The organism is Sphingomonas faeni, from assembly GCF_030817315.1.
Classification (GTDB): Bacteria; Pseudomonadota; Alphaproteobacteria; order Sphingomonadales; family Sphingomonadaceae; genus Sphingomonas; species Sphingomonas faeni_C.
In genome coordinates this window covers 3,591,302-3,602,783 of record NZ_JAUSZF010000001.1, presented here as the reverse complement: position 1 = coordinate 3,602,783, position 11,482 = coordinate 3,591,302, and the positions used below count along the sequence as shown (strand labels likewise).

Genomic DNA, 11,482 nt, shown 5'->3' with positions numbered 1-11,482 from the left:
GCCAAACCGGCGAGGCTTGGATTGGCGAACGCTAAGCTTCGCCGAATATCTCTCTCTGGGACTTGTCCAGTTCCTCGGCATAGCGTCGCCGGACATAGGATTCCGACAAGATCCCGAGCACCTTGCCGTCTGCGCCGACGACGGCCATTTCGTCTGCACCCGCGGCATCGAAAATAGCCATCACCGCCTTGATGTCGGCGTCGGGCGACAGCACCTGCTCCCGGTGGATCGCGAGCGTGCCGACGGCGTCGGTCGATGTAACCCCCTCGGCGAAGGCGCTGGCGGTCTGGACTATGCCGGCATAGCGATCCTGATCGTCGACCACGACGACCCGGCTGGTCGACCCCAGCGGAAACAGGCGGCGAAACTCGGCAACGGTGATCCGCCCGGGCGTTGCCCGTTCGACCTTCCGCATCATCCGTCCAGCCGTCAGCGTCCGAACCCAACCGACATCGCGCGCGCTCTTGATCGTTTCGCCACGAAGGTGAAGCCGCCATGTCGAGAACGAATATCCGAACGTCTCGCGGACGATGGTCGAGGACACCAGCGCGGCCGCGATCGTCGCGCCGGCAAGCGAGAAGTCGTGCGTCGCCTCGAGAACCAGCATGGCCATCGTCATCGGCCCGCCGACGACTGCGACGGCCAACGCCGCCATCCCTACCAGCGCCGCATTCTCGGGATCGATCACCGATTGTCCCGCGATCCAACCCAATCCACCCGCGTAGAGCTGGCCCAGCAGACTGCCCAGGAACAACGACGCGAAGAACAGGCCGCCTCGGAACCCGAAGCCGAGCGACACCACCGACGCGGCGCTCTTCACGATGAAGATGGCGGCAAGGACCGTGAGGGGCACGCCATATTCCAGGTCGAGGTGAAGCGCGGCGTGCCCCGCCGACAGAACCTGCGGCGTCAGCCAGGCCATGGGGATCAGCAGAGCGCCCCCGACGACCGGTCGCCACGACGTGCGGAGCGGCAGGCGGCGTGTCAGCGCCTCGACCTCGGCGACAGCGCGCATCAGCAGGATTCCGGTCCCCGCGGCGATCGCGCCCAACCCGGCATAGATCAGGTAATGATGCGTCTGCACCTGCTCGGCGATGGTGACATCGACCAGATACGGCTGCGCTCCGAATAGCTGGGCGACGAGCACGCCCGACAGCGATGCCGCGGCGACGGGCGCGATCGCGGCCGGTGTGTACGCACCGATGACGATCTCGAACGCATAGAATGCGCCTGCCAGCGGTGCACCGAACGCGCCCGCGATGGCGGCGCCCGTGCCTGCGCCGACCAGGACCCGCAGGTCGGCGCGCCGAAGCCTGAACCACCCGCCCGCGATCGAGGCGACGACCCCGCCGAGCTGCGCATAGGCCGCTTCGAGTCCGACCGACGCGCCAAACCCATTCGAGATGATCGTCTGTCCGGAGATGACGAGGCTGTCGCTCCACGACATGCGACCGCCGTGCAGCGCATTGGCTTCGACGGCATCGACCATATGTCGTACCCGCGCCTTCGTGATCCAGGAGAAGAGTGCCAGCACGAGCCCGCCGATCGGCAAGGCGATCAGCGCCAGCAACGGGACCGCCGGTGTCGCGCTAAGCCGCTGGCCGCTCGGCAGGGCGAACAGCAGATGTTGCATCGTCCGCGCAACCACGCCCTGCACGACGCTCAGCAAACCCGCAGCACCACCGATCGCGACGGCCAGCAGGATCAGGACCGCTTCGCTCGCGCGCAGGCGCTGGCGCACCCATGACGTGGCCGACCGTATGGCCCCGACGCCCCCGCTCACGCGCCCGTGGTCCGACACACGGCGCCGCGCTTCATTCGGGATCGCGCAGGCACGCGACGATGGGCACTGGGAGGGAGACAGGAGAGCAAGGCACGCGCATGCCGCCGGTTAAACCCAAGACCCCCTCCCGGCTATACCGATCTCGGCGGTAGCACATTGCGACTGCTATCATCACTGCGCCGAGCCGAGCGTGCCGCGGGGCGAAGGCGATGCGATCCGGTTCCGCTTCGGGAACGATCCGTTACAAGACATGAAAAGGGAAGCCTCGTTGCCATTCGAATTTCTGTCTCGTCGTATCCGCATCGTTGCCGGTCTGTCCGTCCTTGCGGCCTGCGTTCCTACGGCCTGCGTTCCTGCGGGACGACAGCCCGTGCCGCCCGCGCGGGTGCCGATCACCGTGCAGACGACGACACCCGCCCGAACGCCGCCAAGGCCGGTGCCGATGCCGGTGCGCGCCCAGCCATCGGCCGACCTGCTCAACGCCGTTCAGGCGCTGGGCGCCAGCTTCAAGGGCGACGCCGGCATCAGCGTCCGCGATATCGACGAGGGTTGGGTCGTTGCCTGGGAAGGCGATAGTCCCCGCCCGCAACAGAGCGTGAGCAAGTTCTGGGTCGCCATCGCGGTCATGGATGCGGTCGATCGCGGCCGGTTGTCGCTCAGCGATCCGGTGACGGTCACGCGATCCGATCTCACGTTGTTCCACCAACCCATCCGGGCGCTCGTCGGGAAAGACGGGTACAGGACGACGATCGGCGAGTTGCTGCGCGGCGCGATGACGCGCAGCGACAACACCTGCAACGACGTGCTTCTCTGGCGCGTCGGTGGCCCCGCCGCCATCAACCGCATGCTAAGCGAAAAGGGTGTCGCGGGCGTCAAGTTCGGCCCCGGAGAACGGCAGTTGCAGGCCCGTACCGCCGGGTTGGAATGGCGGCCGGAATGGGCGGGTGGCTGGGGATTCCTTCAGGCCCGTGCAGCCATGACCTACGAAGCGCGCGACAAGGCACTGCGCCGCTATCTCGCCGATCCGATCGACGGTGCCTCCGCCAATGGTGTGACGCTCGGGCTGTCCCTTCTCGCACAGGGCAAGCTCTTGAGCGCGCGCTCGACCGCGTCGCTGCTGACGTTGATGCGGTCCAGCAAGACCGGCCCGCTTCGCCTCAAGTCCGGTCTTCGGCCCGGTTGGACGCTCGCGCACAAGACGGGAACCGGCCAGGACCTCGGCACTCTATCGACCGGCTATAATGACGTAGGGTTGCTCGTCGCCCCTGACGGTCATCGCTATGCGGTCTCCGTGATGATCGCGAGCACCCGTCAACCGATTCCGGTACGCATGCGACTGATGGGCGATGTCACCCGTGCCGTCATAGCCGCGGCTGACCGGTAACAGGAGGCGCCGTCGGCCTGCCTGTCCTGAAACAGCCGATGCTTAGCGATCGGCAACCCGCGCGGTCGTGACGTCCCAGGTCGCCAGCGTCTTGCCCGTCACGGGATTGTCGATCGCCACATGGTCCATCGCGATGGCGACGATGCAGATCGGGCGTTGCTCGGCCCCGGCCGGCTGGCGGCAAGAAACCGGACCCTGCCCCGGTATGTCGGCGATCCGACCGTCGATCCGCAGCTGAAACCCTCGTTCGGCACGAACCTCTTCGGGTGCCATGCGGACGACCGTTTCATACGGCTTGCCGTTCCGCTGGCCCTGTCGCGCACCATCGCCGTCGAAGAACTGGGCGATCGCCAGCGTCTGCCCCGGCAGCGTCACGGGGTCCGCTCCAGCTGGCGCCGGACTGTCCTGCGCCGCAGGGCACGTCTCGCTGGCCGTCCAGGGTCGTGGGATCCAGAACCCCTCGACGACATTCCCGCCGGCATCCCCAGCGACATTCCCGCCGATCGCTTGGTCCGGAGCATCCAGGATATCGGCTCTGGTCCAGGCTACGGGGGAGACGTGCACGCGGAGGACCTTCGCCCCCTCGTCATAGCGCCACCGCATGGCGGCATCGCTTCCAGCCTCGGTCGGCCCCTGACACCCGAACGGCAGCCGCAATTCGAAGCGCTGTCCTGCGGCATCGCCTATCGTCTTGGGCAAGGCTTGCCCCGCCGCGACCGCATCTGCAGCCTGTGCGGCCAACGCGATCAGATCGGCACGGGTCATTACCGCGTTTCCTGGCGTGGAGGGGGCGGCTGGTGTCCGCGTATCGGCAGGAGCCGCCGCTATAGGTTTTGCGGCAACGCGCTCCACACTGCGCGGGGACGTCCCCCGCCCGATCAAAAACCCGGTTCCGCCGACCGCTAAAGCCGCTGCAATACCGCCAGCCAGGGCAAGACGACTTTTCCGCAAGGTTGGCTCGTTCATTCCGCACCGATAGCAAAACCAGTCAAATTCGCATACCCGGTGGCTATGACTACGCTCCCTACCGCGATGTCCATGTTGCTCGGCTGTTGCATCGTCCCCCGCCTGGTCCCTTGCATCGTCCCCGGCATCGTACCTGCCCCGCAGATGCAAGCATGACGATCGATCAAGTCCTGACGCTCGTCGTTCTGGTCGTGGTCGTCGCGGCGCTGATCTGGGACAAGGTTCGCTCGGACGTCGTAGCGCTAAGCGGGGCCGCCGTGCTCCTGATCACCGGGGTCGTCCGTCCGATCGAGGTGCAGGGCGCCTTTGCGAGTCCTGCGATCATCGCGCTCGCCTCGTTGTTCGTCATTGCCTACGCACTCGAACTGTCAGGCCTGCTCGATCGGGCGATCGAAGCCGCGGTAAAGATGTGCAAGCGACTGGGATCGATCGGCATATGGCTGATGCTGGGCGCGATCGGTGTGGTGTCCTGCTTTCTCAACAGCACGCCCATCGTGGTTCTCGGCGCACCGGTCGTGCGCGACGTCGCCACCGCGTTGAAGCTGCCACCCAAACGCTATTTGATGCCGCTGTCGTATATCACGGTCCTGACCGGCTGCTGCACCTTGATCGGCACGTCCACCAACCTGCTGGTCGATGACATGGCGCGCGTCGCGGGGCAGCCGCGCTTCGGCATGTTCGAAATCACGCCTGTCGGACTGCCGATGGCACTCGCCGGCGCGATCTACCTTTTCCTGTTCAGCGGCAAACTGATGCGCGGGAGCATCTCCGATCCGGCCCCCGTCACGGCCGCACGCGAGATCGAGATCGAGGTGCCGGGCGCGCAGATCGGGGACTCGTCGCTGTTCGAAAAGCACCGTCCGTTCCAACCCGTAAAGGCGGCCATCGCCTTCGCCGTGTTCGTCGCTGCGATCGCCGTCGCGGCAGCGGGGATCGCACCGATTGCCGCGTCTGCCTTTGCAGGGGCCGTGCTGCTGATCCTGTTGCGCGTCATCACCGCGGACGAGGCCTATGGCGGCCTGCGCCCGCAGATCCTTATCCTCATCGCCGGCATGGTCGTGATCGGCATGGCGATGGAACAAAGCGGTCTCGCAGCCGAGGCGACCGGCGCTCTCGTCGGATCGATGCAGGAGTTTGGCCCGCTGACCGCGCTGATCGTGCTCTACGGCATCACCATGGTGCTGACCGAATTGCTGTCGAATGCCACGGTCGCCGTACTGGTCACACCGATCGCGGTCGCCCTGGCGGAAAGCCTGGGCGTAAGCCCAAGGCCGTTCCTGGTCGCGGTCATGATGGCAGGCAGTGCCGCCTTCGCAACGCCGTTCGGCTATCAGACGAACGTGATCGTCTACCAAGATGGGCGGCTACCGCTACATGGACTTCGTAAAGGTCGGCCTACCCCTCAATCTCATCACCTATGCCGTCGCCATCCTGGCGATCCAGACCTTCTTCCCGTTTTGATCGAAGCAGATCGTAACGTGGTGAAGGATCGGGTACATCTTTAACGTCGACGACGCTCCCATCGGCGCGCCGAACATGCCAACCGCCGAGCTTTCACGAACCCCAGTTCGGCTTCGATCACCAAAATCCGGTCAGCCTCGATAATGCCATAGAGCGCCAACGCCCCCGCGCTCGGGAACACCCGCCTCGGCATGATATAGCGATAGGTCCAATCAGCGACCCGCCAGAGTGACCAGCGTTGCCCGGAACCGAGCCACACCCCCGTCATCAAGGCACCGCGACGCCCGACCGACGAATGAAATCTGAAGACGTCTTGTCCGCCTGAAACCACGGTGCTTGGACGAGGCATGCGAGGCGGCGTCAAACCTCCAAATTTAACAACGTCTTTTTTGGTCGGTTAACATAGTAAATGGCGGACGGATTATCCGCCCATTCCCTCGTTCAAAATCACTATTGATGATCGGTAGCGCTTCGCACTTCGCCCATCTTCCGTTCGAAATAGAAGGACGTTCGACCGATAACGCGCGCGATGGTGAAGACGACCTCAATCGAGATAACGTAAAATGCGAACATCGCACCGCCGCGAACGATGGCGCTAACCAATGTGGGCAGCTTCGACGTGCCAAGCCAATTCACATACGCTTCGACCGGCTGAAGGTCGCGAAGAAATCCCGGTACTTCCGGCGTTGGCAAAAGTAGCCCCGTCGCAACGATGATCGAAGTGACGGCGATCAAATTGAAGTAGGATACGTTGTAGAATAATTCGTGATACAGGTCGCGTAGGCGCTTTGAACGAAGCTTCGCCTCAATCGACGTGCCTTCCGGCGTTTCTTTCTCGCGGTTTCCGAGCAAAAAGAACATCACGTTGACGGTGAAACCGAGCAAAATGGACTGAACCGCCAGTACGCCAGCGAGAAGGTTGTCGGAAACTTTCGGGCACACGATAGCGGCAATGATCGAAACAGCGCACACGACGACGTAGCGCGGCGCTTGACTTTTTCTCTCCCGAGAATTGAAGTCATAAAACGTCGCGTCGTTATTACGTACAATGCGTCGTACGTTAAACATTCTCGCTTTTTTCGATGATCTGCTTTTCCAATAGCTTGAGCGTAGCTACCTTGCTCTTTTCCCGGTCAGGATGGCCTTTAACGTAGTCTTCGATTTCAAGTTGAAAACGCGTAGCAAAATGCCCCGCTTCAATAATATTGATCGTGCGGTTTTTGCCGTTCACTGTCGCTATGACAGTGCAATCTTCAATATCATCATCACTTATATCGAGTAATTCATTTCCAGAAAGCATATCCGCGATTGCTTGCTTCAGCACCGCATCCGACTGGCCAAGTTTAGCTAGCAACTTAGTGGAAACAGTCGTATTAAATTCTTCGTCTTTACTGGAGCTTTGCCTGAAGGACATAGCGCCGCGTTGACCGAACTTCGGAACGTCGGTTATTTCCGTAGGCTTGCGCGAAAAGTTGACCCGAATTTCCTTCGGCCTCGCACCCTTGTAGGACGTAGCGTCGTGCCTAAAAGAATGTGATACGGCGCCATCGGGCAAAAAGTCCCGAAGGGTGCGGTATAACGCGCTGTAACCGCCGAACTGACCAAGGTACTGACTGCCGATGTAGATGCGCCCGCTTTCCGACAGGTAGGCGAGGAAAAAGAATGGCCGAAGGCTCACGCTGCTATGGGGGACTTCGCCAACGTCAGTGTTGTCGTAGGAATGGCCGGAATAGAGCGAACGAAATCGACCAAAGACGGTTCGCTCGTTGACCTGCTCGCACTTCTCAACCGGGGCGTTGATCGTCGTCCTCAGGTTCTTGCATGTCACATCATCGGTCAAATCAATGTCGGGCTGGGCTACAAGATGCTCGCAGAACGATTTGAACTGCTCGTCGGTAAATGGCACGACTTCAGGCGCAACGCCTTCGGCGCGCTTCTCCCTCACGAGGTAATGAAAGCTGACCGTCGCTTCCTCACGCTTTCTTTTCGCCAACTTTCACCCCCTCACCAAATGACCGTCGCACAGCCCTAGGCTAACAGCCTATCGTAATGAGAATTGTATGCGAAGCGCGACGTTAATTGGCGACGCCCACACTGAGACCGCCGATATTTTCGACGTAGCATCGGCCGCAGATCAAGCCCAGCCTATAGCCGATCTCGCGAGGGGCAAATGTGGGACAGCAAGTGCCGTTCCCAGATTTCGCTTTGTTTTCATTTATTTTAAGAGGCTATTGGCGGAGACGGAGGGATTCGAACCCTCGGTACCAGTAAACCCGGTACGGCGGTTTAGCAAACCGCTGGTTTCAGCCACTCACCCACGTCTCCGGCTGCAGCAGATGCGGGGCTATAGCGAGGGTCGGCGCGAGGGGCAACGCCTGTAATCGCGTCCGGCGCTTTATTCGCGCCCGCCTGTATCGCAGTTCTGCCCGACGCGCTCCCGCCCCCGTCACACCCCGCGCCGCGCCCACGGCTCATCTAACGTCCGCCAACCCGTTCACCGCGAATTCGCCCGAATTCGACAGGCTCGGCGCGTTCGTTCATTGCGCGGCAAGCCCGACGCTGGTTAACTCGGGCCTCAGGGGTTAACTCGTGGCTCAGCGGTTGACCGCCCTGCTTCGGGGCGCCTCCCGTGTTTTCGACGAGTTTGGGGATCGACATGCGTAGCTTCTGGCTTGGCCTAGGTGCCATTGCGACTGCCCTCTGCGGGAGTGCCGTGGGTGGCGCGGCGCGTGCGTCGGCGCAGGTGCAGACGATCGACCCCAACCAGGCGATCGACGGGGATCTGTCCCCGCAGGCGTATTCCGCCCCGCCGCGCGCGCAGACGAACACCCAGCCGTCGCGCCCCGCCTATCCGGAGACGCCGGTCCAGGATGCGGCGCCCCCGCCCCCCGCCGCCACGACCAACACACCGACGCCCGAGACGCGGGCCGAGGCGACCATGCAGGCGGCGGACACGTACCAGCGCGACGATCTGCTCGCGGCTGGCGAAGGCGTGTTCGGCAAGGGCGCAGCGGGGCTTGGCGGCATTCTCGAGAACATCCTCAAGGACCAGGGCCAGCCCAACGCCTACATCGCCGGCCGCGAAGCCTCGGGCGCGTTCGTGCTCGGCGTCCGCTATGGCTCTGGGATCATGAGCCACAAGGTCGAGGGGCAACAGCCGGTCTATTGGACCGGGCCGTCGGTCGGTTTCGACATCGGCGGCGACGCGAACAAGGTCTTCGTGCTGGTCTACAACCTCTACGACACCGAGGAACTCTACAAACGCTTCCCCGCGGTAGAGGGCCGCCTGTACCTGGTCGGCGGTTTCGCCGCGACCTATCTCCGCCGCGGCAACGTCGTCCTTATCCCGATCCGGTTGGGCGTGGGCTGGCGCGCAGGCGTGAACGTTGGGTATATGAATATTACGCATAAATCGAGGTGGTTGCCGTTTTAGGCGCAGTCGGGCAGCCGGCCACGCCCGGCTGACTCCGACAAGCCCGGCCGGCGGGCTTCAGCCCGTCCGACGACGTGGGCTTCGCCCACGGCGCGCGCCCAAACCGCAACTCCAGCGTATACCCCCACCCTCAAAAACCCAGCACAAAAGTTGACGCCCCCACCCCAACCGCTACCCCCGGCAAATGGCAAAACCCGACCGCCTCGCCCGCTTAGACGCCCAGCGCGAAGACCTGGAAACCGACTACCGCGACACGCTCGTCGCCGCACTCGAGAAGACCGCAGCCGGTTCGCTGGGCCTGTTCGACCGCACCCAGGACCGCCGCGTCCGCGCCGCGATTGCGCCAACCATCGCCGCGCTCACCGAGATGGGCACCGACATCGACGCGATGCGCGACCGCCTGATGCTGGAACCCTTCGCGCTCCACCGCGACTTCTTCGCCGCGCGAGGCCCGGTCAGCGCGAGTGCTGTCGGCGAGCAGAAGGAAGCGCGGCTGTGGCTCGATCGGCTCAACCCCCCGTCACCCTGACGGAGAATACGAGCAGCCGATAAGCGCGCGCTACCCCTCGAACCGCCACCCCACATTGGTCCCCGCCAGAAACGGCACCACCGCCGTCTCCCCCGTACCGATCACCCCCGGCACCTCGACATCACCGCGCACCAGCGTCACGGTGTCCTCGTTCAGCGGCAACCCATAGAACCGCGCGCCATGCTCGGACGCGAACCCCTCGAACTTGTCGAGCGCGCCCTCCTCGTCGAACACGCGCAGATACGCCTCCAGCGCGAACGGCGCGTTGAAGATCCCGGCGCACCCGCACCCGGACTCCTTCGCCCCGACGACATGCGGCGCACTGTCGGTACCCAGGAAGAAACGCGGCGACCCCGATACCGCCGCCCGCCGCACCGCCACCCGGTGCGTCTCGCGCTTCAGCACCGGCAGGCAATAGGCATGCGGCCTGAGCCCCCCGTCGAACAGCGCGTTGCGGTTGATCAACAGATGCTGCGGCGTGATCGTCGCGGCGATCGGATGATCCACCTCCGCCACGAACGCGGCGGCCTCGGCCGTCGTGATATGCTCCAGCACGATCTTCAAGCCGGGGTAATCGCGCACTAGCGGCGTCAGCACGCGCTCGACGAACACCGCCTCGCGGTCGAAGATGTCGATCGACTTGTCGGTCACCTCGCCATGGATCAGCAGCGGCATGCCGATCCGCTGCAACGTCTCCAGCACAGCCGTCAGCGCGCGGATATCGGTGACGCCGTGCGCGGAGTTGGTCGTCGCATGCGCGGGGTACAGCTTGCACGCGGTGAACACGCCCTCGGCATAGCCGCGTTCGAGCTCCACCGGATCGGTCCCGTCGGTGAGGTAACACGTCATCAGCGGGGTGAAGTTAGCCCCTTCACCCAGCGCCGCCATGATCCGCCCCCGATACGCCTTGGCCGCCTCGATAGAGGTCACCGGCGGGGTCAGGTTCGGCATGATGATCGCCCGCGCGAACTGCCGCGCGGTATGCCCCGCCACCGCCTCCAGCATCGCGCCATCGCGCAGGTGGACGTGCCAGTCATCGGGGCGGCGGATCGTGAGGCGGTCGGTCATGCCGCCTTCCTATCGGCGCACGTCCCGCGACGCCAGACGGCCAAGCCCGGGTTTTTGGCGCATCGACGGATTCGGGCTTCGGTTGGAAATCGCCGCGCACGCACTAGGTGGTACGGATGGACACTGATCTCCCCGGAACGATGCTCGCCGACCGCAGCGTGATCCGCGTCGCCGGCGAAGACGTACGCGGCTTCCTGCAGGGGCTGGTCACCGCCGACACCGCCTTGCTCACGCCGGACGCACCCGCCTGGGCGGCGTTGCTGTCGCCGCAGGGCAAGGTGCTGTTCGACTTCATCCTGTGGGCGGACGGCACCGACGTATTGATCGACGTAGAGGCCGCGCAAGCCGAAGCGTTGACCAAGCGCCTCTCGCTCTACCGCCTGCGCCGCGCGATCACGCTCGTGCCCGACGATCTCGCCGTGCATTGGGCCGTTAAAGGCGACCGCGGCGTTCCCGATCCTCGGCTCGCGGAGCTGGGCCGCCGCTGGCTCGGACCCCAAGCCGAACCGGCAATCGGCTGGCACGCCCACCGCCTGTCGCTCGGCGTGACCGAGGGAGTCGGCGAACTCGGCGCCGGCGAGACGCTGTGGCTCGAATGCAACGCGCGCGAGTTGAACGGCGTGAGCTTCACCAAGGGGTGTTACGTCGGCCAGGAGAATACCGCGCGGATGCACCACCGCGCGAAGGTCAACCGCCGCCTGGTCGTCGCACCGTTCACCGAACCGAGCGGACGGACACGCGTCACCTATCCCGAACTTGGCCTGATGGTCGAACACCGCCGCATCGAAGCACTTGGCGACGCGCTCACGCCACCCTGGCTCGCCGCAGCACTAACGGAAACGCCGAACGACTGACTCA

At 64.0% G+C, this 11,482-nt stretch carries 10 protein-coding genes and 1 tRNA gene; 5 read left to right on the top strand and 6 right to left on the bottom strand.

Annotation, left to right across the window (positions count from 1 at the left end; all coding sequences use genetic code 11):
• Positions 1-31: 31 nt before the first annotated feature.
• Positions 32-1,741, bottom strand: coding sequence for a chloride channel protein (locus QFZ54_RS16715; protein ID WP_307088955.1), 1,710 nt, complete (start codon positions 1,739-1,741; stop codon positions 32-34).
• Between the two features lie 484 nt (positions 1,742-2,225).
• On the opposite strand from QFZ54_RS16715, the gene QFZ54_RS16710 reads away from it, so the two are divergent.
• Positions 2,226-3,167 carry a serine hydrolase gene (locus QFZ54_RS16710; protein ID WP_373458608.1) on the top strand — a complete coding sequence of 314 codons (942 nt, stop codon included), beginning with the start codon at positions 2,226-2,228 and terminating at the stop codon, positions 3,165-3,167.
• 42 nt (positions 3,168-3,209) lie between these two features.
• On the opposite strand, the gene QFZ54_RS16705 is transcribed toward QFZ54_RS16710, so the two are convergent.
• Positions 3,210-3,932, bottom strand: coding sequence for a hypothetical protein (locus tag QFZ54_RS16705; RefSeq protein WP_307088951.1), 723 nt, complete (start codon positions 3,930-3,932; stop codon positions 3,210-3,212).
• A 353-nt stretch (positions 3,933-4,285) separates the two neighbouring features.
• Here QFZ54_RS16705 and QFZ54_RS16700 point away from each other — a divergent pair, with 353 nt between their 5' ends.
• Positions 4,286-5,638 carry an SLC13 family permease gene (locus QFZ54_RS16700; protein ID WP_373458564.1) on the top strand — a complete coding sequence of 451 codons (1,353 nt, stop codon included), beginning with the start codon at positions 4,286-4,288 and terminating at the stop codon, positions 5,636-5,638.
• A gap of 406 nt (positions 5,639-6,044) precedes the next feature.
• On the opposite strand, the gene QFZ54_RS16695 is transcribed toward QFZ54_RS16700, so the two are convergent.
• The 3 genes from QFZ54_RS16695 to QFZ54_RS16685 all read right to left on the bottom strand — a co-directional run bounded on the left by QFZ54_RS16695 (position 6,045) and on the right by QFZ54_RS16685 (position 7,919).
• Positions 6,045-6,662: a hypothetical protein gene (locus QFZ54_RS16695; protein ID WP_307088950.1), complete on the bottom strand. Its 618-nt coding sequence runs from the start codon at positions 6,660-6,662 to the stop codon at positions 6,045-6,047.
• On the bottom strand, positions 6,655-7,587 hold the full coding sequence (locus QFZ54_RS16690; RefSeq protein WP_307088949.1) for a hypothetical protein: 933 nt from the start codon (positions 7,585-7,587) through the stop codon (positions 6,655-6,657). Before QFZ54_RS16690 ends, QFZ54_RS16695 begins: the two co-directional genes overlap by 8 nt.
• Positions 7,588-7,826: 239 nt before the next feature.
• Positions 7,827-7,919 (bottom strand) — tRNA-Ser (locus QFZ54_RS16685).
• Between the two features lie 331 nt (positions 7,920-8,250).
• Here QFZ54_RS16685 and QFZ54_RS16680 point away from each other — a divergent pair.
• Both QFZ54_RS16680 and QFZ54_RS16675 read left to right on the top strand, forming a co-directional pair.
• On the top strand, positions 8,251-9,027 hold the full coding sequence (locus QFZ54_RS16680) for a DUF1134 domain-containing protein (protein ID WP_307088947.1): 777 nt from the start codon (positions 8,251-8,253) through the stop codon (positions 9,025-9,027).
• Positions 9,028-9,211: 184 nt separating this feature from the next.
• Complete coding sequence (locus tag QFZ54_RS16675) at positions 9,212-9,556, top strand: hypothetical protein (RefSeq protein ID WP_307088945.1); 345 nt, start codon at positions 9,212-9,214, stop codon at positions 9,554-9,556.
• A 30-nt stretch (positions 9,557-9,586) separates the two neighbouring features.
• On the opposite strand, the gene pyrC is transcribed toward QFZ54_RS16675, so the two are convergent.
• Positions 9,587-10,624 carry a dihydroorotase gene (pyrC, locus tag QFZ54_RS16670; protein WP_307088944.1) on the bottom strand — a complete coding sequence of 346 codons (1,038 nt, stop codon included), beginning with the start codon at positions 10,622-10,624 and terminating at the stop codon, positions 9,587-9,589.
• A 116-nt stretch (positions 10,625-10,740) separates the two neighbouring features.
• Between pyrC and ygfZ the strand changes: the two genes are divergently transcribed.
• The gene (gene ygfZ, locus QFZ54_RS16665; protein WP_307088942.1) at positions 10,741-11,478 is read left to right on the top strand and encodes a CAF17-like 4Fe-4S cluster assembly/insertion protein YgfZ; all 738 of its coding nucleotides are present in this window, start codon (positions 10,741-10,743) and stop codon (positions 11,476-11,478) included.
• Positions 11,479-11,482: the final 4 nt, after the last annotated feature.

Coding starts and splice junctions, on each gene's coding strand:
- ygfZ (WP_307088942.1), top strand. CDS start 10,741: ATGGACACTGATCTCCCCGGAACGATGCTCGCCGACCGCAGCGTGATC.
- pyrC (WP_307088944.1), bottom strand. CDS start 10,624: ATGACCGACCGCCTCACGATCCGCCGCCCCGATGACTGGCACGTCCAC.
- QFZ54_RS16705 (WP_307088951.1), bottom strand. CDS start 3,932: ATGACCCGTGCCGATCTGATCGCGTTGGCCGCACAGGCTGCAGATGCG.
- QFZ54_RS16700 (WP_373458564.1), top strand. CDS start 4,286: ATGACGATCGATCAAGTCCTGACGCTCGTCGTTCTGGTCGTGGTCGTC.
- QFZ54_RS16680 (WP_307088947.1), top strand. CDS start 8,251: ATGCGTAGCTTCTGGCTTGGCCTAGGTGCCATTGCGACTGCCCTCTGC.
- QFZ54_RS16695 (WP_307088950.1), bottom strand. CDS start 6,662: ATGTTTAACGTACGACGCATTGTACGTAATAACGACGCGACGTTTTAT.
- QFZ54_RS16675 (WP_307088945.1), top strand. CDS start 9,212: ATGGCAAAACCCGACCGCCTCGCCCGCTTAGACGCCCAGCGCGAAGAC.
- QFZ54_RS16710 (WP_373458608.1), top strand. CDS start 2,226: ATGCCGGTGCGCGCCCAGCCATCGGCCGACCTGCTCAACGCCGTTCAG.